Source organism: Micromonospora sp. KC207, from assembly GCF_004348615.1.
In the GTDB taxonomy this organism is placed as follows: domain Bacteria; phylum Actinomycetota; class Actinomycetes; order Mycobacteriales; family Micromonosporaceae; genus Micromonospora.
In genome coordinates, this window is the sequence record NZ_SMKJ01000053.1 from 1 (window position 1) to 19,733 (window position 19,733).

The window sequence follows — 19,733 nt, forward strand, 5'->3', positions numbered from 1 at the left end:
GCCAGGGGGTCTGGCTGCCTCCGCGTGCCGCCGAGGTGGTGGGCCCGGCGGCCACGGGGGCGGTCAGAGCGGGGTGGTGGAGATGGAGATGACGTCACCCTGCGGAATGTGGGTGGGCTCGCAGGCCACCCGGCGGGTGATCTCAGCCATCACTTCCAGTTCGGAAGCGAGCGGCATCTCCGCAAGTACCTGCTGCTCCAACTCGCCGTATGTCGACTTCTTGCTGGGCATGTCTCGTCCTCTCGGGTTGTACCGTCCAGTGGGTCTGGCCGGTCCCGCGCGGGCATCCGGTGATGGGCGGATGCCCCACGGGAGACGGTCAGACCGCGCGCAACGTCTTCTCGTGTCGGTACAGCTGGTCGACCAGCGCCGTGGACGCCTTCCACCGACGCACGGTCAGCGCCTCACGCATCCGCCGGCGGAACTCCCGCAGGCTCGGCGGGTCCTCGTCCACCTCAGCGGCGGCGTACACCTCGGCGGCGAGCAACTGGAGGGCCTTGTCGTCAGGCGTGCCGTAGCCGTCGCCCCCCTGCGCCGCACCCGTGCCGTCAGGCGTGCCACCAGCGGTAACAGCCGGGACGGTCAGCGAGTCGAGCAGCCCCCGAATGTCGTCGTCGGAGATCAGCCCGAACGACGGCAGCTCCCCGGCCGGCACGGTGTCGGCACTGTCGGCGGCACGGTCCATCAGCGCCGCCTCGTAGGCCCGGCGGGCGGTGTCGACCTCGGCGTGGGCCTTGACGCGGGAGCGGTACTCCCGGGCCGTGTGCTCAGCGCCCACCGCCTCGCCCATGGCCTTCACCTCGTCGACGGCCCGCGCCACCGCGACGGCGTCACGGCCCCGCGACCGCACCAGGTCGACCTTCCGCTGAGCGTCGGCCGTGATCCGCACGGCGGCCGTGGACATGGCCATCTGCAAGGTGACCTTGCCGAGGATGGGGATCGTCGCGCCGATGACCGCGATGGGCACGCTGGTGGCGATCAGGCCGTGCACGAGGACGGCGGCGACGGACACGGCCAGCAGCGCCCACCCGAGGATGGTGGGGGTGCGGGAGGTGGACGCGGACCGGCGGTGCGCCCGCTCGTGCAGCATCGCGGACACCCACACCAGGTCAAACAGGGCTCCGGCGCTGTGGGCCACCCACGATGGTGCCTGGGTGTCGAGTAGGCCGCCGACGGCGACGAGGGTCCACACGACGGCGAGCGCGGTCAGGGCGGCCGGCAGGCCCCACAGGACGCCGCCCTGGACGGCGTTGACGGTGTTGGTGCGGGTGGTCATCGGGCCACCGCCTTCGGGCGGACGTTCGGCGTCGGGGTGGGCTCGGCGTGGCCGACGCGGTGCACGCGGATGCCGTACGCCTCGCGGATCGTGGCGGCTCGCCGGGCGCGCAGCTCGGCCAGGTAGACGCGGGCCGCCTCCGGGTCGCCGTGGCGGTGCACGAGGATCACGGCCGCGCTGGCCGTGACACCGATGGCGGCGGGCCCGCCGATCAGGATCAGCAGCAGGTGGGACATGTCAGGACTCCAGGGGGATCGAGACGCACATGCCGGCCGCACCCAGGTCGGGCGTGCAGGGGCGCGTCGTGTGGTTGTGGTGGACGGCCAGGCCAGCCAGCAGCGCGCAGACGGCGACGGTGCGGTAGACCCAGCGGTCGATACGGGCACGCATGGGGGTGCTCCTCACGGCGAGGGGTGGGCAGGCAGAAGTGGCCCGGCGGCGCGCGGATGGTGCCGCCGGGCCGTGAGGGTCAGCGCTTGGGCTTGCTGGCGTTGCGCAGGACGTCCGCAGCAGCGGCGTCGGTGTCCTCCGTCGGCGGCCGGGACGCCCAGTCGTAGGGCAGCGTCGGGCGGTCGGAGCTGGTGGGGGGCTGTGCGGACTTGCGCGCATCGTGGAAGATGCTCATGGGTCGACTCCTTCACAGTCGATCCGAGGCCCCCGGTTCGCGTTGCAGTCGCTACCCGGGGGCCGCCCCGTCTCCGGGGCTTGTGGGTGTTATGACACCCACGATACGGTGGGTGTTATGACACCCGCAACCCCCCACCCCTCATCCCGTCATGACACCCTTGCGAACGTGCCGAGCAAGGGGACGTCGCTCCAGAGCTTCCGCGTGGCCACCGACCTGTGGCGACGGTTCGCCGAGCGCGCCAAGCTGGCCGGCACCAACCGATCCGAGGTGCTCCGCCGCTTCATTGCCTGGTACCTGCGAGAGCCCGACGCCGAGCTGCCCGAGCGCCCCGAGCCGCCCGCCTGACCCTGGACGCACGAAAGCGCCCCGCCGGCCGGAGCCGTGCGGGGCGCGTCGCTGTGCGGGGTGGGCTACTCGGTCGCCGGCGCGGGGCGGGCCGCCTCGACGATGGCCCGGCGGAACACCCACGTCGTGCCGACCTGCGCGCCGAGGAGTTGCCCACGCGATGCCCGCAGGTTGACCGCCTGGCGGGAGATGCCGAGGATCTCGGCGGCCTCGGTAGCGGACACGAGGTCGGGAATGCGCGGGTCGCGGGGCATCGTAGGCATCAGTGCAGGTCCAGGCCGTAGTGGTCGGCCACGTCGGCGGGCAGCATGCCGGCCCCCCGGATTGCGGCTTCGAGGATCGCGGAGTCGGTGTCGTAGCCGCCAGCCTCGAAGTCGGTGATCATCTCCGCGAGGTTGACGCCGTGCTCGGCGAGTAGTTCGGCGAGGTCGACGGTGGGGACGTCGATGTCGGCCTCGCGGGCGGCGGCGATGCGGTGAGAGCCGGTGACCGCGAGCGGGTCGGCATCCTCGCGGTCGATGACCACGACCGGGGCCCCCTGCCAGCCGTTCGCCTGCATGGCCTCGATGAGGAGGCCCAGCTTCGCGTCGTCCTCGGGGGCGTGGGGTGCCTCGATGCGGTGGGCGTCGGTGGCCGTGGTCTGCGTCATGGCTCTACTGTAGCCGACTCACTTGTCGTTCGTCAAGCGCAAAGCTGAGGTAGAGATGTGCATTTACCTGGCAGTCTGGCTTGACGATTGACAAGTACGTGCGCTAGACTATGGGTACAGAAAGCGGGAGCGACAAGGGGAGACGGACATGACGAGCATCGACTGCGAGATCTGCGGCCAGGCCGGCGCCCGCGAGGTCCCCGCCCCCAGCGGCGGCACGATGGAGGCCTGCCGGCGCTGCGAGCGGGCCGAGCACCGCCGGGCCGCCATCGACGAGCGGGCCTACGCCGAAATGGCCCTGGCCGCCTGACCCCCGGACGCACAAAGGCCCCGACCTCCACCAGGAAGGCCGGGGCCTTTGTGCGTCCGGGGGTGTGCTCGCCGCACGTGTAGACACGTCTACATCAATCGTGTAGACTCATCTACATGACGACGTACTTCCGAGTTCAGGACGGCATTTTCGACCCCGCGCTCCTTCTCGACGCCGACTGCCAAACCTCCCGGGCATGGGGACGAGACGACCTCGACCGCGTCGGCGTCTCCGTCTGCGCCTCCCGCGAGGAACTCGCCACCTACCTCGCCACCCTCGGCTCAGGCATTCCCTACGGCTCCGGCGGCTGGGTCCTCATCGAACTCACCGGCGACCTCAGCGACGACACCCCCCTCGACGCCGACCACGGCGAAATCCTCATCCACCCCACCCAGATCATCTCTGTCAACCCGATCGACGACGACTTCTTCGACCTCATCGGCACCGCCTACGACGCCGCCTGCCAGAACTGAGAGGCCACCATGACCAGCACCAACGACCTGGCCGCCTGGGCAGGCCCGGCCTGGGCCGAGCTGACCGACGACCAGCGCGACCAGCTCGCCGCCGCCGCAGCCGACATCGCCGAGCGGTACCCGGACCCCGACGACCAAGACGATCGCGACGCCGCCCTGTCCGCCACCGTGCAGTACCTGCTCGGCGATACCACCGCCGATGAGGCGTCCCGGGCGCTGACCGAAGCGCGGCGACGGGAGCGGGCCGCGTACGTAGCGGCCGTACAGCACGCCGTCATGCTCGTCCGGGCCGGCAGCCAGAAAAAGGCCGCCGCCCTCGCCTGCGGCATCGACCGGATGTCCCTTCTCAAAGCCCTGGGCGAGCGATGAGTCAAGACGAGTGGCTGCGTCGCCTGCGTGGCGCGGGCGCGGCCGTCACTGCCGCCAGCGCGGCCAGCGACGAGGCTTTCGCGCGTTTCGATGCCACGATCCGCGCGGCACGGCACGCCGGACGCACCGTAGCCCACCTGGTCACCGTGACCGGCCTGAGCAAAGCCCGAATCGACGAGGCGATCGCGGCCGGAAACCGCGAGGACATGCCGAGCAGCGACACCGATCTGCGGGTCGCCGCGTACACCGCAGCAGCCGCAGATGCCGACTACCTGGCCCGCCGGGCACGCCGGGACGCCCTCACGCTCCAAGCCGGCCTGACGTCGGGGCTGCGGTACGGGGAGATCGCCAAGGCGGCGGGTGTGTCCCGCCGGTACGAGTGGCAGTTACGCACCGGCCTCCTGGACATCGGCAGGCGTTCCCCCCGGCAGGACGTGTTCGAGGGCGCGGGCATGGAGGCATACCGGGCCACCGAGAACGCGCGGTTGCGGTCCCGCCGGCAAGCAGTAGAAGCCGGGCTGCCGGTGCAGATTACGCACGGGCTGTACGGCTACCGCCACGGCTGCCGGTGCGACGTGTGCGTGGAGGCGCGGCGCGGCGTCCAGGCGGGTGACGTGGCCGTTAGTCACGGGCTCGACGGCTACCGCCACGGCTGCCGATGTGAGGTATGCACGGCCAAGAACGCCAGCTACCACCGTGATTGGCGTCGCCGCCGGTCAAGCACAGTGCGGGTACTCCCGCCGTAGAGAAGGGAACCGCAATGGGAGGGGTAACCATCCTGGAGCATGGGCGGCAGGAGTACGCATGGCTGCTCGGCTCCATCCGAGCTGATCCGTGGCTGGTTGCCCGCCTGTGGGCCGACGCCGAGTCCACCCCTGACGAGCTGGACCGACCGGGCACGGTGTGGTGCGTGGCGCTGGTCGGCGGTGCCCCGGCGGCGTGGTGCGCAGCCACCCCCGACGGGGCCGCGCTGCGGGCGCACTCCAACTACGAGCATCCCCACCACCGGGGGCAGGGCCTGTATGAGGCGGTATACGCCCGTCGGCACCGCGACGTGGTCCAGCCAGCGAGGTTGCCGGCCGTCACCTACCTGTTCGCTCAGCCGATCCCGCTGCATGAGGCTGACGGCTGGCAGCGCACCGGCGTAGAGGGGCCGGGTGAGGTGGACGGCAACTGGTGGTGGGAGCTGAGCCGCGACCCCACCGGCTGACCCCGGACAGCACGAAACGCCCCCGCCCGGCCGTGAGGCCAGAGCGGGGGCGCTGCTGTTAGACGATGCCGGACGGGGGGCCGGCACCGCGATGGGGAGCCTACCGGCCGCGTACCGCCAGCAGGGACCGCACCGTGGCCGGCGAATACACGCGGCCCCGGCCGACCAGCGACACGACCAGCGGCGCGAGCACGGCCACGACGCCGAGGATCGCCGTCTGCTGCTCGGCCGACAGGTCCAGGCCGAACGCGGTCACCAGCGCGATCAGCGCGGTCACCCCGGCCGTGATGCCGCCGACCGACAGCAGCGGCTCCGACGCCTCCGACGAGGGGATGGTGGGAGTGGACATGGTGAGCCTCCTCAGCTCTCAGGCCCGGGACGCCCCGGGCAGTCGTAGATGTCGCGCAGTGCCACGACCAGGACCCGCCAGCCGCAGGCGCTCACCGCGTCTCACCCGCCCCGGATGATGCGGCCGGCGGCGAGGATGACGGCAGCGACGACGAGGGCGACGACGGAGAGGGCGATGCGTCCGACGTCACCGCGTCGCGCCGCAGCCCCAGCACCCCGCCGACCGCCGGGCCGGTCAGCAGGGTGAGTCCGGCGAGCACCAGGATCTCCGACGCGCCCCCGGGCGGCACGACGAACGCTTGATGGACCAGGATCGCCAGGCCGAGCAGGACGGATGACGAGTCCCGGATGTGCTGCTGTGTGATGCGCCGGCGCGTCACGCACGGGCCTGGCCCGGGATGGTGGCGGTGACCTCGCCTGTGATGAGCAGCCGGGTCGGCAACGGGGCGGGCGGGGTGCTCTGCCTCCGGGCGATCAGCTGGAACAGCTGCGCATACGCGGCCGGGGAGTAGGTGTCGCCGCTCGTCGCCGTGGTGCCCACCTCCTGGCGGGCGGCCAGCAGCGCCCGGGACGTCGCCGGCCCGTAGTCGCCATCCGCGCCTCCCTCCGGCGGGTGCCCGGCCACCATCAGCAGCCGCTGCATCGCCTCCACCACGGGGCCCTTGTCGCCGAGCTTGCAGAACATGTCGATCCCCCCTGTGCTGAGCCCCCACGGGCTGGTGTCGTCGTAGGGTCCGGTGCTCTTCCCGTCAGGCCCGGTGCCGACGGAGACGTGCATGTGCTTGGTGTGCGGGTTGGAGCCGGTGTATGTCCGCCACGCCCACCCCGACGAGGCCGACGCGATCCGCCGGTTCCAGATCACGTACTTCGCCGCCACGTGCCGCCGGGTGCGGATGTGCTCGGCGATGCGGTGCATGTCCGCCCCGTGGGCCGGATCGTGCGTCAGGTCGATCGCGCAGACCACCCCGGCCGCGTTCGGGTTGTGGTCCGACGCACCGCCCCGGTGTGCGGCGTCTCCGATCGTGCCGTCGGACACCTTCGAGCGGCCGGGCGCGATCGTGTTGACCTCGGCGCGCAGGACCTCGAGGGATCGGGCCAGCCGCCAGCCGCTCATAGCTGCCGCAACCGCTCGACGGTGGCGAAGCTCGCCGCGTTGAGCGTGGTAGCGCTGGCGTTGGACGCCTGCTGGGCGAATCGGAACGTCACGTCGCCGACGCCGTCCACGATCAGCCATTCCCGGATGAGCTGCGTCGATGCGTTGTTGAACTGGGCCGTGGTCTGCTCCTCCGTCGCCGTGGCGATCTGTCGCAGCCGGTAGTCGGCGATGTTCGCGGTGCCGGCGGTCGTCGACGTCGACTCGCCGGCCGAGAGGATGCTGCGCGACAGCATCGTTACCGTGCCGGTCACCGACCACGCCCACCGCATGCCGCCCGCCAGGGCCGTGTAGCGGACGGCCAGGTCAATCATGGACAGGCCGTTGACGGGGACGACGATGGCCGAGTCGACGAGGGTTGTCGACGACGTGACGGCCTGGGAGGAGCCCTGCGCGACGTAGCCGGGGGCCAAAGCCAGCAGTTCGTCGGCGGTCGGGACCTGCCCGGCAAAGAAGTCGATGGTCATGGCTCCCTTTCAGAGCGCGAGGACGTGGCAGGGGTTACCGGCGGGCACGCGGGTGGTGCCGCCGGTGTTGACGGACACCCAGGAGATGGCGCGCTCGCGCCGGTAGACGGTCGCGGTGAGGCAGATGTCGGTGCCGGAGTCGTCGACCTGGACGGTGGCGTACTGCTCGCGGCCCGGCCACGCGCCGCCGTCGTACTGCGTGGAGTACGAGTGGGGGGTCGCGTCGAGGCCGGCGCACAAGATGACCGGGAAACCGCCGTACGGGTTGCCGGTCGCGCTGGAGATGGCCAGGGTGTGCGCGTCGGCGTTGACCATGAGCATCCGGTCGGCCCACCCACCGGCCGTGAGCATGTCGACGATGTCGTCCCGCTCGGAGGTGTACCCGGCCCACGTGTCCGAGCCGACGCCCAGCCACGGGGTGGGCATCAGCCACACCAGCGCCTCAGCGGTGGACGTGGACAGCAGCGTGTCCAGCCACGACATCTGCGCCGACCCGAGCATCGTCGACCCGGCCCGGTCGGACCGGGTGTCAGAGGAGATGAACAGGACACGGCCGATCTGCCACGAGTGGTAGATCGGTGTGCCCGCCCCACCGGGCAGCGTGTACGACGGGATGCGCTCCCGGTACATGGCCAGGGCGTTGGCCCGGCCCGGCGCCGACGCACCCGAGTCGTTGGGCCCGTAGTCGTGGTCGTCCCACATCCACTGCCACGGCACCTCGCGGTAGAGCTGGTGCTGGCGGGGCTGAGCGAGCACGTCGTCGAGCATCGACCGGTACTGCGCCAGGCTCGCGGCCGAGCTGAGGCCGTGGCTGCCGGAGCCGAGGTCGTAGTAACACAGGTCCCCCAGGTGGGCGACCATCAGCCAATCCTCGGCCAGCGCCTTGGTCCGGATCGTGTCGAAGATCGAGTGATTCGACAGCCTGCTCGTCGCCGAGCCGCTCACCCCGGGCGTGGTCGGCGTGAGGCCTGCATCGCCAATGCAGCCGATCGTGTAGCTCGCCGCACTGCCGGATGCGGCCGGGGCGGTCCGGAGCTGGCCGGTCACCGAGTTGTCCACGACGCCGTTGTCCTCGACGCGCCAGTAGTACCGGGTGCCGGCGGTCAGCCCGGTCAGGCTGACCTTCGCGTGGTTGTTGCTCGTCACCGTCGACGCCGACCAGACCGGCGAGGTGAAACTCGCCGAGGTGGACACGCCCACCCGCACGGACGCCGACCCGGTCACCTTGGTCGACACCACCGCGCTCGTGTCGGTTGTCGCCCCCACCATCATCCACACCACGCTCACGACGCCTCCACGTACGCCAGGCGCACCCGCGTACCCGCCGGGTGCTCTTTGGTGATCCCGTTGACCGACCGGACGACCGTCCAAATCTGCGGGCTCGCCGGCCCGGAGATGCCCGTCACCTGCACCATCTCGCCACCGAATCCCGCGTGGAATGGAAAGTCCTGCGGGCGGTCCGCGTCCGTAATCCACGGGCGCCGGCCGGCGTCCGTCGCCACCACCAGCGACGTGTCCGCCTCACCGGCCGCCAACGCCAACTCCGACCCGGCTGTGTCCAACCGGCCGAGCACCTGGTCACCTACCACAAACACCCTCCACGGTCCGGCCGGTGAACACACCAGCCTCAGGTCCCACACGTACTGCGCGAGCGTCTCGGTGTAGCCCTCGCCGTGCTGATCCACCGGCCCGGGTGGCAGCCACACCGGCGTGCTGGCGATCGTCAGCCGATCCCCGCAGTCCAGGGACGCGGCAGCCTCCGCCAGCGCGGTCTTGCCAGCCGCGTGCAGAGCCGCCAGGTTGACGCGGATCGTCGGATACCGCTCCTCGTCCCACGTGCCGAGGTGCGCTCGCCACCACGCCTGCGACGGGAGCTGCTCGTCGGTGTGCACGTTGAGGGTCGCGGCCGTGTCGTATCGGCCCACCCCATCCGGCGGTTCCAGCACCGACAGCGGACCCTCGTCCACCTCCGCCCGCGCCGAGCTGCCGCCCGACCGGGTCACGGTGACGTCGTTGCGGGTGTACCGGTCGTCGTCGGACGGCTCCAGCGGCGGAGCCACCTCAGCAGTCGCCCCGTACGTCAGCCCGAGCGTGGCCGCCTGGTTGTACCGGGATGCAGCCGTCCGGTACGCCAGGCCCAACGTCTCACGCGGCTCGTACAGCACCCCACCGTCGGCGTCCTCGCACTGGCGCAGCAGATCCAGCAGGGTGCCCGTCGGCTGCACACCCATCGCTGCCGAGGCGTCCGGATCACCCACGATGTGGATCGCGACGCCCTCCTCACGGCACAGCCGCTCCACCCGCCGCCCGGCGCTCTCACCGGCGTGGCCCACCACCGCGCCCTCCAGCACCAGCGGCCAGGTGGCGACCGTCGGGTCCGCCCACACAGCCAGGTGTCCCAGCCCCGCCTCACCGGACGTGCGCGACAGCACCCGCACCGACGTCGGACGACCCGGCGACCCGGAGTCCACGCCGGACACGAGCACCGCCCCGTCGAGGTACACCTCCCAGGTGAGCGTCCCGCCGGCGTCCCGCTCCCACACCTCGATCCAGTGGTCGTCGCCGTCCATGACGCTCTCGACGATCGGCCCGACGATCGTCGAGGTGCCCGACTCGTCGACCCCGTCCACCGCCACCGTGGTGGACGTCAGGACCAGGCGCAGCTCGTCGTACAGGCCACCCGATACGGCCACGGCCAGGGCTGTCCAGGACGTCGTCCCGGAGATGTTGATGCGGCAGCCGACCCCCCAGTCGCCGGTCTCCGTGATCCCGGTGATCGGCGCCGACAGCGACCCACCGGCGGACCAGTCGGGTATCGGCTGCGACCCGGCCGTGTCCACCGCCGCCCACGACACGGTGCCCTGAGCACGGGCCGGCCGCCGACCGGACAGCGCCGACGCGGCCTCCGTCGAACCCGACACGTCCTCCAGCGACCAGTAGTCCACCGGCAGCAGCGACCGGCCCACCTGCACCGACGCGCCCGCTCCCGTCAACGCCCGGCGGATCGGCGACCACAGCGGCGACGAGCCCTGCCCCAGCCGCCGCAGCACCCCCGCACCGGCGATCGGCACCCACACGTCGGTGCCGGTCACATCCCACCGGGGCGGCCACTCGGGCACCTCCACCGTCGCCCGGATGAGCCAGTCGGACACGCCGCTGAGCACGTAGAGCGCGGCCTGGTTGTCGGCCGCCCCCGGCTCCGAGCTGCCCGCGAAGATCACGGTCTGCGCGCCGGCCGTGTTGACGCGCCGCGCCCACACCCGTAGCCGCAGGTAGGTCGTGATGGACGAGAAGTCGCCGGTCAGGGAGTCGGAATCGCCGAGCAGGACCCACCCGCCGTCATCCCCGTACGGGGCATCGGGCATCGCCACGTCGGACCCACGCACCCACCCCTGCACGGCCACCAGCCACCAGCCGGCCTCCGTCGCCGCGTCCGTGGTCAGCGTGACGTCCGCGAGGGTGGACGACACCCCCGACAGCGTCTCCTCCACCGCCACCGAGGTGCCGTGGGCGACAGCGGACACGGCCACGTAGCCCTGACTGGTGCTGGCCGTCGCCGTCCGCGTCCCAGTCGCGCCGGCCGTCACTGCCTCGTAGGCGGTACGCAGCGTCGAGTACGTGCCGTCGGTTTCCGCCGGTCCGGCCGTCATCGACCCCGGCAGCGTGTAGTTGACCGGGTTGTCGGACATCCACCCGCAGATCAGCAGCCCCGCGCCCGTCGCGGTCACCGACGGGGCGACGTGCGACGTGGACGCCGTCGCCGTACCGTCACCGGCCCCCAGGTGCGCGGTGCCCACGGACGCCCGCATTTGCGTGTTCCGGCCGATCTTGCCGTAGTACGGCGACAAAGGGTTACGCGGCGAGTAGGTGCCGCTGGTGGTGCTGGACGAGTTGCGGATCGACAGGCCAACCCTCGTCGGATCCACCCGGCCGCCCTCCGACCGGCGACCCCGCGTGATGCTGATCTGGTCCCGCTCGCCGCCGAACACGTCGCCCGCCGCCGCGATGTTCACCCACGCGCCATCGATCTCCAGCTCCACGGCGACGGGCAGCGGGTCAGCAGGGAACGCCATCACGCCGCCTCTCCGGTGCCGACAACCGTCTGCACGTTGCCGCCGCCTACGCGGACCACGAACCGCAGGCCCTCCAGAACGGCGTCCATGAGGGCCGTGTCGGACCGGCCCGCCGGGTGCACCTCGATCACCATCGGTCCAGATGGCGCGGCCATCCCGGCCGCCATGCGCTGGCTCTCGCCCGCCGGGTGGACCATCGTCGACGGCGGCAGCTCCAGCAGCTCCGGGCCCGACTCGCCGACCCACGTCAGGTTGCCGCGCAGACCGCCGGCCGCCGCGCCGGTGATACCGCCGTGGGCCCGGCCGCCGACGCCGTCACCGATGGGCACCATCCGGCCCTCCGACCGGATCACGCTGGTGACCACGACGCGCTTCGACCGGATCTGCGCGAGAAGGTCCCGCACCGACCGCAGGTTCCGGGCAGCCTGCCCCGTGTCCGCCTCAATCTCCGTGCTCACCTTGGTGGGGATTTTTAGGTACTGGTCGGCCAGTTCCTCGGCCCGCTCCCGGCTGTGACCCATCGCCACCGCGGTCGAGACGAAATCCTCGCGGGCCTGCCGGTTGCGCTCCGCCAGCTCGCCCGTCGTGGCACCCTGCTGCTCGAGGGCCTCCGTCAGGGTGTTCGACTGGCGGGCCAGCCGGAGCAGCGATTCCGACTCGTCGTCGGTGACCTTCCGGCCGCTCTCGATGGCGTCCTTCGCCTCGCGCAGGGTGTCTCGGTACCGCAGGGTCGACTCGGCGACGTCCAGGTTCTGGTCGACAATCCGGTCGGCGGCGTCGGCGTACTCCCGCAGCGCCTGCGCGGCAGCCATGGCCGCATCCTCCTCGCCCCGAAAGCCGGCGAGGATCTCCTGTAACGACTGGGCGAACTCAGAGTTCGACTCTTCGCCCTCGTCGGTCCGGGTGGCCATCTCACCGATCAGGCCGACGAGTTGCGGCAGGTTGCCCGACAGGGCGGCCCCGCCGATCTCCATCAGCTCCCACGTCTCCGCCAAGACGTTGACCAGGTTGCTGAAGCCGCGCACGCCCTGCTCGACGAGCAGGAACAGGATCGACAGGGCGCGGGCCCCGGAGTCGGCGTTGTCGGCGAGGCTGGACAGCCCATCGCCGGCGGCGTCGCCGATGCGGATCATCCCGTCGGCGATGGAGTCGATGACCGGGTCGGCCTGCTCGACGAGGTCCCGCACCCCACCGAGGACGCTGCGCACCGCCTGACCGGCCCCCTCGGCCAGCGGCACCACGAACCGACTGCTGTTCGCGAAGATCGACTCCAGGTCGTCGCGGGCCTCCCCGAGGTGGGACCGCAGCACACCGATGCCCTGCACGGCGGCGGGCACGAACCCGACCGCGGCCTGCTGCATCGTCGCCTCGAACTCGTCGCCGAGCGCCGTCGCGGCCTGCTGCACGGCGGAATGCTTCGACGCGATCGTCAGGCCGCCGACGACCCCGCCAGCGCCGGCACCGCCGATGATCGCCCCGGCGACGGACGCGCCCAGCCACACGGCGATCCCGGCGGCCAGCGGCGCGCCGATCGCCGCGGCGGCCGGGCCCAGCCCTGCGCCGATGGACGTCAGCCGCGCCGTCAGGCCGGCAACCACCTGCGGCCCCGCCGAGCTGCCCACGGCCTGCCCGAGGGCCTCGCCGATCTTCCCGCCCTGCCGGGTGACGTCCGGCAGCAGCGCACCCGCGTCGACCGCCTTACGCAGCTCGGCGCGTTCCCGGCCGGCGTCGACGATCCGCACCTGCGCGTCCGCGCGGCCCAGGTCCGCCAGGGACTGGCGCAGCTCGTCGACCCGCTCGTCGGCGGACGCCGCGCCCCGCCCCAGCGACAGCATTTCGGTGTCCAGCCGCGCCAGGGCCCTACTCGACGTACCCGACGCGCCCGCCAGCCCGACGATGGCGTCGGACATCCGATCGGCGGTGCGGGTGGCGGCGCTCATCGACGTGGAGACCTTGGCTACCTCGGCCCGCAGGGACTGGGCGTTGCGGGTGGCGGACTGCATCGCCGGCCCGGACCCGTCCGACCCGGTAACCCGGATCTCGATGTCGTTGGCCACCTGCTACACCTCCTCCCCCTGGTGGGTCTTTCCGTACGCCTCGATCCGCAGCAGCCGCAGCAGCCCCGCGTCCTCCGCCAGCACCTGCGACGGCAGGCACTTAAACCGGTCACAGAGGCCGAGGATCAGCTCCGCCTCGGCCAGCTCACGTGGCCGCCCTACGACACCTCCATCGGGATCGACAGCTCCGGGGACGGCTCGCCACCGGCTGATGGCGGCGCCAAAGGGCGCGGGACCTGCACCATCGCGTCGATCCATGCGAGGACCAGGGCGCGGAACAGGTCCGGGTCGAGGGACCGTAGTCCGGTGGCGTCGGCGGGTACCGGCTGGCCGTCCTCGGTGAGGTTCCAGCCGATCAGCGCGGCGGAGAAAGCGGCGAGCACCTTCTCCAGGTGCGGCAGGTTCTCCGGCGCGATCGCCGGCCCGAAGATGCGGGCCTCGATGGACGGGGACAGTTCCAGAACCTGGCCCATGGATATGGACCGGGCCTGCACGGTCAGGCCCGGGTAACTGGGCAGCTCCAGGTCGAGGACCCGGCGGGGCACCTGGTATCCGGTCACGCGGACGTCCAGGTGGGCACCTCGCCGTTGGCGAGCACGCCGGGCGCGGACCAGGTCAGCGACCCGTCCTGCGCGCGGGTGAGCGCGTAGTCGGTGAACAGGAGCGTCGCCGTCGGGGTGGTGCCGAGCGTCTGCCCGCTGACCGTGAGCGTGAACTCGCGGGCCACGCTGGTCGACGGCACGGTCTTGAAAACGTCGTGGGACGCATTGGAGCCGTCGTTGAACACCCCGTTCAGGGTGACCGACAAGTCGGCGAGCAGCAGCAGTCGCTCCATCGCCGACTTGTCGATGCCGGTAACGTCCTGCACGCCCCGGGGTGTGGAGAACTGGAAGTTCGTGATGTCGTTGCGGATGTCCCGCAGCGTGCCGCCGCTGTCGTCCACGCTGAGCGCGGTCCAGCCGAGGCCGGTCTCCTTGGCCATGATCTATCCCCTCTGCCTGTGGTCTGCGAGGCGCTGCTGGTGCTCCCCGAAGTCGTCCACCCACGACCGGGCCGACCCCACCCGGCGCGGGTCGCCGAGGTCCCGCCAGTCACCCGGCCGGATCAGGTACGACTCCGGCCGCACCTGCACCCGGTGTTCATGGGCGCGGAAGCATCGCTGGCCTGCCTCAAAGGCGAAGACGGTCAGCCCGGCCTCGGTGCGCCGCTCGGCGAAGCCGCGGCCCGAGCCGGTGCGGATGTAGTGGGCCTGCCGGCCGCCCAGCTCCGTCGTCTCGTCGACCGTCGTCGACCAGCCCCGCAGCCACGCCGCGCAGTCGACCTCCGCGCACGTTGCCGCACGCCAATGCGTCGCCGCCGGGGCAAGGATCTGGTACGTCCGGTAGGCCGTCGGCGGGGCGGCCGGAGTGACCCGGAACAGGGGGCGCATCAGAACACCACCGAGGTGGTGTTGACGGCCACGACCACCACGAACTCCAGCGACGTGAACCCGCCCGTCGTGGTGGTGACGACCCGCAGGTACCGCTCGACGGCCTGGCCGCGTGCCGTCTGGATCCGCTCCGCCAGCGGCGCGCCCCCGGTTACCTGCGTGAACCCGCCGCCGGTGACGTCGGCGAACGCGTCGCCGCCCCCGTCGTCGGAGGACTGCTGGAGCTTGATCGTGACATCGGTGCCGGTGAACGCGAGCACGTGCAGGTACGCCTGCAACCCGAACGAACCTGCCGCACCCAGGTCGATGCTGGCCCCATTCGTCGCCGCCGTGTCGGTGCGCGTCGCCGCCGTGGCCAGCGTCCCCCACTCCAGGCCGTACCCGTTGGCCTGCGTCTGCACGGCGACCGTCAGCGACCCGTCGGCGGCCCGGGTCGGGTCGTAGCCGATCTGCTTCGCCACGCAGCACGCGGCCGGCGAGCCGATCGTGGCCCGGTGGCAGTAGGTGGTCACCTGATCGGTGCGGGGCAGCGCAGACAGCACGTCGTGCGCGGCGCCCACCGCCGGGTTGAACCACGCCTGGTAGTCGATGCCGCCATCACGCAGGCCACCGATCCGCTCGTACGCGCTCTTGTTGATGCCGGTGACGTCGCGGGGCGCGGGGCCACCGCCGATCCGCGACAGGCTGCCCACATCCCCAGACAGGTCGCTGCCCGCCACGTACAGCCGCGCGCCCAGGCCGGAAGACTTCGTCATGGCGTCTGCTCCCACACGTCGTTGACCAGCACCGGCAGCGTGATCGTGATTACCCGCAGCAGCCTTGAGTCCTGCTGGAGGTAGCCGGCGCGCGACGACAGCGGCACCCCCGACTGCCCGAGCAGGTCCACGCAGCGCGCCAGATCACCGAGGGTGAAATCGGCGGAGTAGGCGGTCATCAACGCGTCGTGGGCGGCCATCAGCCGCGGGTCGATCGCGTCGGCCGGCTCGGACAGCATGCTGGTGTACAGCCGCACGTTGAGCGTCAGCCGGGCGGTCGTGGCCGCCAGTCCGGACGCACCTCGGGCCGGCTCGGTGGCGTCGACCCACACCGCCGCCGACAGTCCATTGCCGGGCGCGCTTGTCGGCTCGTGGGCGTTGACCCGCTCGAAGTGCCCACTGGCGAGGGCGTGGGAGACAACCGCGTCGAGGATGGGTTGTGTGTTGAGGGCCATCACATGCCCCGCAGCCGGTCGAGGTAGTAGGGCAGCACCTGGCCGGCGATGTCGCCGGCGCGCCGGTCGAGGGCCTGGCGCACCCGCCGCCAGTGGGAGTAGCCCTTGAAGCGGGTCACCGGGAAATTCCTGCTCCCGACGCCCTCCAGCCACGGCCCGTAGATGACGCCCTGGTCGTGCACCACGATGTCGTCACGCTGCCGCTCCGTCGTGATCTGCGTCCAGTAGTACGGGGTGGGCTGGCGGATGACGCGGCGCAGCTCCATGCCGATGTCGACCTCACCCTGCCGGGCAACGGCCCACTGCGCGGCGTCGAGGTAGTCGGCGACGATGCCGGGTGCCTGCCCGTCGAGGATCGGGCCGGATGCGGTCACCGTGATGGTCAGGTCCACGTCACACCGCCCTCGTGCGGGCCTTGCGGCCGTAGGCGGTGTACGCGTCGTCCCACACGGCGCGCAGGGCCCGCCCCGACGCCTCCCGCTGCGACTCCCCAGAGCCGACCTCCCGCGCGTACCCGGACGACTGCTGGAGCAGGTCGTCGAGGGCCAGGGCGGTGGCGAGTCGGACGATGCCCGGGGGCGGGTCGTGGCGGGCGACCGCGGTCGCCGAGTCGTGGGCGGCAGCCGTGGTGCCGAGCGCTCCCCGGGTCACGGTCAGGGTGCGGGGCGCGTAGATGTCGGCACCGGACGAGTGGGAGGCGAGCACCGACCCGTCCCACGCCCGCTTGACGATCAGCACGTTCCCGGCGATGTCGACGATGAGCATCCGCTCGCCGTCGATGAGGATCGTCTCGCCGACGGTGTACGCGCTGCCGGTGGCGACCGTGACGGAGACGTCGGCGACGGACGCGGTGAGCGCCCCACCGGTGTTCTGCCCAGTGTCGAGCATGGTCTTGCCGGTGACGATCATCCGCTCGGCGTCGACGCGCAGGATGCTGCCGACGCCGATGCTGGCGGAGTCGGTGACGTCCACGGCCGTCTCGGACGCGTCGAGGGCCTCCGCTAGGGTCCCGGCCCGGGACTCGTCGTCGCGGTAGCCCCACACGCCGGTGATGGTGACGTCCCGCTGGTGGGTGGAGCCGCCGCCGAACACCGCCGAGCTGTCGAGGTCGATCTCGACGCGGTTGTACGGAGGCCCGCTGTAGGGGCGCAGAAAGTAGTCGCTCGCGCCGATGGTGACGCCGCCCGAGGACAGGGATGTGACGGAAATCAGCTCATGCTGGTCAAGCCACAGCCGCCACGGCCGGGCATACTGCCCGTTTGGCCAGTCAAAGTAGCGCGTGCCGGTCCAGGGGTAGAAGCGGCGGTGCAGGCGCCCCTCGATGGTGCCGGTCGCAGCGGCGATCGCGCGGTCCACCTGCCCGTTGTTGCGGGCGGTCTCCACGCTGTCCAGGGCCGCTTTGACCTGCTCCCTGGTCGTGTACCAGACACTCACTGCTACCCCCTCCCGCTACCCTGCGCCGATGACGATTCGCCGCGCGCTGCCCGCTCTCGCCGTCGCCTGCCTAGCCGTGGCCGGCTGCTCCGACACTCCGACCGGTACGCCAGCAGCTGAACCAACCACCGCAGCCGCCCCCGCCACCTCGGCGACCTCCGCCGACACCGGCGCGGAGGCGTGCCGGCTCGTCCGGGCCCTCACCGAGGACACCGAGCTGGAGGCCGCCGACCTCGGCAACATCGCTCGCCTCGCCGGGCGGGCCGCAGACGCAGGGCTGGCCAGCGCCGGCCGCGACCTGGCCGACGCGGTCAGCACCGTCACCACCGCAGACGACCCGCGAGGCGAGCCGATGATCGCTCTCGCCGAGGCGCGCATCGCGGTGTCTCGTGCCTGCGATCGGATCGGCTGATCCCTGCCCATGCCGGCCATCTCAGGCCGCCCGGGTGAGCATCAGATACGAGCCAGCCTTGACGACGGTCGCGCCCAGATCGGACACCCCCTGGGCCCACTGGAGCTTGAACAGGCCAGCGGTCGCGCCGACCACCAGCAGCCCGGTAGGCAGGGCGGTTACCGGCGTGGACACGTCGACCGCGCCCGGGATGTCGGTGTCGGCGAGGGTCTTGCTAGGCAGGCGCACCGACCCGGCCGCCGTCGTGGTGGTGGTCGTCAGCCCGCACGGCGTCCACGTCAGGCTCGACCCGGACGGAGCGGCCCAGCCGAGCTTGATGTCGCCGGCCGACGACGCCGTGTAGACGATCATCGCCTGGAGCACATACACCGCGCCGGGGGCCACGGACACCTGGAGCACGCCGTCGTCGGCAACCGCGGTTGAGCTGGCGATGCCGGCATGGTCGGCCGTGCGGCGCACGAACAAGGCACCCGGCCGGTCGAGGGTGTTGAAGTAGTCGGGCATGTCAGCCGACCAGGTGTGCGGCGGCGGAGTAGGTGATGCTGTCGGCGTCGGCGTGAGTCATGACCAGCCGCACCGTCTGCGGGATCACGTCCGACGCCGCCGCGCCGGCCACGGTCGCGATCCCCGGATAGATCTTCAGCACCGTCGTACCGGTCGCGGTGATCGCCGCCCCGGTGAGCAGGTTGTACCAGGTGTTACTGGCTGCGTCGTAGCCGTCGATGGTCGGCACCACACTCGGGGTGTCCGTCACCGCGGTGACGTTGATGACCAGGTGCAGGCCCCGCCCGCCGTTCGCGCCGAACTGCGCAGCCGTCGGGGTCGCGGTGCGTGCTGCCGCCGCGTACAGGGTGGACTGCGACCGGACTACGGTCACCGCAGTTCACCTGTCCCAGGCGGATCCGTCCCAGGACCATCCGTCGAAGGGGCAGTAGAGCACTCCGTCGGGTCCTGCGCGGAGGGGTTCGCCGTCGTTTGGGCAGGCTTGCGGCGGCTGCTCTTCGTCGGCGCGCTGCTCTTCGGCGGCTCCAGCGAGGATGCTGAGGAGTTGCTCCCAGGCGATGACGCACCTCCCTCGTCGGCGGGGTCGGCCAGGGTGGCGGGGCCGGCGTGGGGGTGGTCGAGCACGCAGTCGGGGTGCTGGCAGCCCGGCTCGGTGCTGACTGGCGCAACCGGTTCGCCGGCGGCGATGGACGGGCCACCGTGGCGGGTGATCTTCGGCATGCTGCCCTCCTCGTGATGATCGGTACCGCCGCAGTGCGGGCACCCGGCCAGGCCGGCCGCGTACGCGGTCGTGCAGGCCAGGCACACCCGCAGCGCCACGGTCAGGCCGCCGTGACCTCAGCGCCCGCGTCGAGCGGCACGTAGATCAGCGACCACTTCACCGCACCCGTGTTCGACGCCGAGCACGACAGGTCGAGCGTCCCCGGGGCCAACACGACGGGCCGGGTCGGCCACACCGTCGCGCCCGCGTTCGCCCCCACCAGCGCATCGGAGAAAACACCGGTGATGCCGTACAGGCAGCCCACCTCGTCGGCGGTGATGTCGAGCACCGCGCAGATGTCCACGGTGGTGCCCGTGGTCGGGTTCGCCTGGAGCTTCGCGTTGTTGGCCTGGGTCTGGATGACCGTGGTGACCTCACCGACGATGCCCATGAGCAGCACCCGGCCCGTGGAGATCGTGAACAGCGCCTCGGCGGTGGTCTGTGGGAGCGTGTCGGTGGCCCGGTCCACGAGGATGCCGGCGACGAGTTCGCGTGCCACGCCGTGGAACTGGGTGGGGTCGAGGATGACCGTCATGCGCTTGCCTTCCTACGGCGTCCGGCCGGAGCGGGGGTAGGGGTGGTGCCGGTGGAGCCGACCCGGACCAGGTCCGGCCGGCGGGTGCGGG

31 protein-coding genes are annotated in these 19,733 nt (G+C 71.6%); 7 read left to right on the forward strand and 24 right to left on the reverse strand.

All coding sequences use genetic code 11. The features are described 5' to 3' along the window. Positions 1-63: 63 nt before the first annotated feature. The 5 genes from E1258_RS33175 to E1258_RS33185 form a co-directional block, all read right to left on the reverse strand. On the reverse strand, positions 64-231 hold the full coding sequence (locus E1258_RS33175; protein ID WP_165949698.1) for a hypothetical protein: 168 nt from the start codon (positions 229-231) through the stop codon (positions 64-66). A gap of 88 nt (positions 232-319) precedes the next feature. Then, a complete protein-coding gene (locus E1258_RS09445) occupies positions 320-1,276 on the reverse strand; it encodes a hypothetical protein (RefSeq protein WP_132398770.1) in 957 nt (318 codons plus the stop codon). Beyond that, positions 1,273-1,512: a hypothetical protein gene (locus tag E1258_RS09450; RefSeq protein ID WP_132398772.1), complete on the reverse strand. Its 240-nt coding sequence runs from the start codon at positions 1,510-1,512 to the stop codon at positions 1,273-1,275. Before E1258_RS09450 ends, E1258_RS09445 begins: the two co-directional genes overlap by 4 nt. Position 1,513: 1 nt before the next feature. Next, positions 1,514-1,666 (reverse strand): hypothetical protein, encoded by a 153-nt coding sequence (locus E1258_RS33180; protein ID WP_165949699.1) that lies wholly within the window; start codon positions 1,664-1,666, stop codon positions 1,514-1,516. A gap of 79 nt (positions 1,667-1,745) precedes the next feature. Then, positions 1,746-1,901, reverse strand: coding sequence for a hypothetical protein (locus E1258_RS33185; RefSeq protein ID WP_165949700.1), 156 nt, complete (start codon positions 1,899-1,901; stop codon positions 1,746-1,748). 168 nt (positions 1,902-2,069) lie between these two features. On the opposite strand from E1258_RS33185, the gene E1258_RS09455 reads away from it, so the two are divergent. After that, positions 2,070-2,249: a hypothetical protein gene (locus tag E1258_RS09455; protein WP_132398774.1), complete on the forward strand. Its 180-nt coding sequence runs from the start codon at positions 2,070-2,072 to the stop codon at positions 2,247-2,249. Positions 2,250-2,314: 65 nt separating this feature from the next. Here the strand turns inward: E1258_RS09455 and E1258_RS09460 are convergent, their stop codons facing one another. Both E1258_RS09460 and E1258_RS09465 read right to left on the reverse strand, forming a co-directional pair. Next, positions 2,315-2,512 carry a helix-turn-helix domain-containing protein gene (locus tag E1258_RS09460; protein WP_132398776.1) on the reverse strand — a complete coding sequence of 66 codons (198 nt, stop codon included), beginning with the start codon at positions 2,510-2,512 and terminating at the stop codon, positions 2,315-2,317. After that, a complete protein-coding gene (locus E1258_RS09465) occupies positions 2,512-2,898 on the reverse strand; it encodes a ParB N-terminal domain-containing protein (protein WP_132398778.1) in 387 nt (128 codons plus the stop codon). Before E1258_RS09465 ends, E1258_RS09460 begins: the two co-directional genes overlap by 1 nt. A 148-nt stretch (positions 2,899-3,046) precedes the next feature. Here E1258_RS09465 and E1258_RS33190 point away from each other — a divergent pair, with 148 nt between their 5' ends. The 5 genes from E1258_RS33190 (at position 3,047) to E1258_RS09485 (ending at position 5,260) form a co-directional block, all read left to right on the forward strand. Next, positions 3,047-3,208 carry a hypothetical protein gene (locus E1258_RS33190; protein WP_165949701.1) on the forward strand — a complete coding sequence of 54 codons (162 nt, stop codon included), beginning with the start codon at positions 3,047-3,049 and terminating at the stop codon, positions 3,206-3,208. Positions 3,209-3,324: 116 nt separating this feature from the next. Next, positions 3,325-3,681, forward strand: a complete 357-nt coding sequence (locus E1258_RS09470; RefSeq protein WP_132398780.1) for a hypothetical protein — start codon at positions 3,325-3,327, stop codon at positions 3,679-3,681. A gap of 9 nt (positions 3,682-3,690) precedes the next feature. Next, positions 3,691-4,050 carry a hypothetical protein gene (locus tag E1258_RS33195; RefSeq protein WP_165949702.1) on the forward strand — a complete coding sequence of 120 codons (360 nt, stop codon included), beginning with the start codon at positions 3,691-3,693 and terminating at the stop codon, positions 4,048-4,050. After that, positions 4,047-4,796 (forward strand): hypothetical protein, encoded by a 750-nt coding sequence (locus tag E1258_RS09480; protein WP_132398782.1) that lies wholly within the window; start codon positions 4,047-4,049, stop codon positions 4,794-4,796. Before E1258_RS33195 ends, E1258_RS09480 begins: the two co-directional genes overlap by 4 nt. A 14-nt stretch (positions 4,797-4,810) precedes the next feature. Then, positions 4,811-5,260, forward strand: coding sequence for a hypothetical protein (locus E1258_RS09485; RefSeq protein WP_132398784.1), 450 nt, complete (start codon positions 4,811-4,813; stop codon positions 5,258-5,260). 100 nt (positions 5,261-5,360) lie between these two features. Here the strand turns inward: E1258_RS09485 and E1258_RS09490 are convergent, their stop codons facing one another. The 14 genes from E1258_RS09490 to E1258_RS09555 form a co-directional block, all read right to left on the reverse strand. Continuing rightward, positions 5,361-5,609: a hypothetical protein gene (locus E1258_RS09490; protein ID WP_132398786.1), complete on the reverse strand. Its 249-nt coding sequence runs from the start codon at positions 5,607-5,609 to the stop codon at positions 5,361-5,363. 91 nt (positions 5,610-5,700) lie between these two features. After that, on the reverse strand, positions 5,701-5,988 hold the full coding sequence (locus tag E1258_RS09495) for a hypothetical protein (RefSeq protein WP_132398788.1): 288 nt from the start codon (positions 5,986-5,988) through the stop codon (positions 5,701-5,703). Beyond that, entirely contained in the window at positions 5,985-6,722 is a 738-nt protein-coding gene (locus tag E1258_RS09500) for a peptidoglycan-binding protein (RefSeq protein ID WP_132398790.1), read from the reverse strand. The genes E1258_RS09495 and E1258_RS09500 overlap by 4 nt, the downstream gene beginning before the upstream one ends. Beyond that, a complete protein-coding gene (locus tag E1258_RS09505) occupies positions 6,719-7,228 on the reverse strand; it encodes a hypothetical protein (protein ID WP_132398792.1) in 510 nt (169 codons plus the stop codon). Before E1258_RS09505 ends, E1258_RS09500 begins: the two co-directional genes overlap by 4 nt. Before the next feature lie 9 nt (positions 7,229-7,237). Next, positions 7,238-8,515, reverse strand: coding sequence for an alkaline phosphatase D family protein (locus tag E1258_RS09510; RefSeq protein WP_132398794.1), 1,278 nt, complete (start codon positions 8,513-8,515; stop codon positions 7,238-7,240). Continuing rightward, a complete protein-coding gene (locus E1258_RS09515) occupies positions 8,512-11,301 on the reverse strand; it encodes a hypothetical protein (protein WP_132398795.1) in 2,790 nt (929 codons plus the stop codon). Before E1258_RS09515 ends, E1258_RS09510 begins: the two co-directional genes overlap by 4 nt. Beyond that, positions 11,301-13,358, reverse strand: a complete 2,058-nt coding sequence (locus E1258_RS09520; RefSeq protein WP_132398797.1) for a hypothetical protein — start codon at positions 13,356-13,358, stop codon at positions 11,301-11,303. The genes E1258_RS09515 and E1258_RS09520 overlap by 1 nt, the downstream gene beginning before the upstream one ends. Before the next feature lie 158 nt (positions 13,359-13,516). Next, positions 13,517-13,918 carry a hypothetical protein gene (locus E1258_RS09525; RefSeq protein ID WP_132398799.1) on the reverse strand — a complete coding sequence of 134 codons (402 nt, stop codon included), beginning with the start codon at positions 13,916-13,918 and terminating at the stop codon, positions 13,517-13,519. Continuing rightward, complete coding sequence (locus E1258_RS09530) at positions 13,915-14,340, reverse strand: hypothetical protein (protein ID WP_207919489.1); 426 nt, start codon at positions 14,338-14,340, stop codon at positions 13,915-13,917. Before E1258_RS09530 ends, E1258_RS09525 begins: the two co-directional genes overlap by 4 nt. Positions 14,341-14,343: 3 nt before the next feature. Further along, a complete protein-coding gene (locus E1258_RS09535) occupies positions 14,344-14,787 on the reverse strand; it encodes a hypothetical protein (RefSeq protein ID WP_132398801.1) in 444 nt (147 codons plus the stop codon). After that, entirely contained in the window at positions 14,787-15,542 is a 756-nt protein-coding gene (locus E1258_RS09540) for a hypothetical protein (protein ID WP_132398803.1), read from the reverse strand. Before E1258_RS09540 ends, E1258_RS09535 begins: the two co-directional genes overlap by 1 nt. After that, positions 15,539-15,997 (reverse strand): hypothetical protein, encoded by a 459-nt coding sequence (locus E1258_RS09545; RefSeq protein WP_132398805.1) that lies wholly within the window; start codon positions 15,995-15,997, stop codon positions 15,539-15,541. The genes E1258_RS09540 and E1258_RS09545 overlap by 4 nt, the downstream gene beginning before the upstream one ends. After that, the gene (locus tag E1258_RS09550) at positions 15,997-16,389 is read right to left on the reverse strand and encodes a hypothetical protein (protein WP_132398807.1); all 393 of its coding nucleotides are present in this window, start codon (positions 16,387-16,389) and stop codon (positions 15,997-15,999) included. The genes E1258_RS09545 and E1258_RS09550 overlap by 1 nt, the downstream gene beginning before the upstream one ends. A gap of 1 nt (position 16,390) precedes the next feature. Then, positions 16,391-17,431 (reverse strand): hypothetical protein, encoded by a 1,041-nt coding sequence (locus E1258_RS09555; protein ID WP_132398809.1) that lies wholly within the window; start codon positions 17,429-17,431, stop codon positions 16,391-16,393. A gap of 28 nt (positions 17,432-17,459) precedes the next feature. Between E1258_RS09555 and E1258_RS09560 the strand changes: the two genes are divergently transcribed. Then, entirely contained in the window at positions 17,460-17,843 is a 384-nt protein-coding gene (locus E1258_RS09560; RefSeq protein ID WP_132398811.1) for a hypothetical protein, read from the forward strand. 21 nt (positions 17,844-17,864) lie between these two features. On the opposite strand, the gene E1258_RS09565 is transcribed toward E1258_RS09560, so the two are convergent. From E1258_RS09565 to E1258_RS09575, 3 genes are all read right to left on the reverse strand, one after another. Next, the gene (locus E1258_RS09565) at positions 17,865-18,347 is read right to left on the reverse strand and encodes a hypothetical protein (RefSeq protein WP_132398813.1); all 483 of its coding nucleotides are present in this window, start codon (positions 18,345-18,347) and stop codon (positions 17,865-17,867) included. A gap of 1 nt (position 18,348) precedes the next feature. Then, positions 18,349-18,720 (reverse strand): hypothetical protein, encoded by a 372-nt coding sequence (locus E1258_RS09570; RefSeq protein ID WP_132398815.1) that lies wholly within the window; start codon positions 18,718-18,720, stop codon positions 18,349-18,351. 448 nt (positions 18,721-19,168) lie between these two features. Next, positions 19,169-19,642, reverse strand: coding sequence for a hypothetical protein (locus E1258_RS09575; protein WP_132398818.1), 474 nt, complete (start codon positions 19,640-19,642; stop codon positions 19,169-19,171). Between the last annotated feature and the right edge of the window lie 91 nt (positions 19,643-19,733).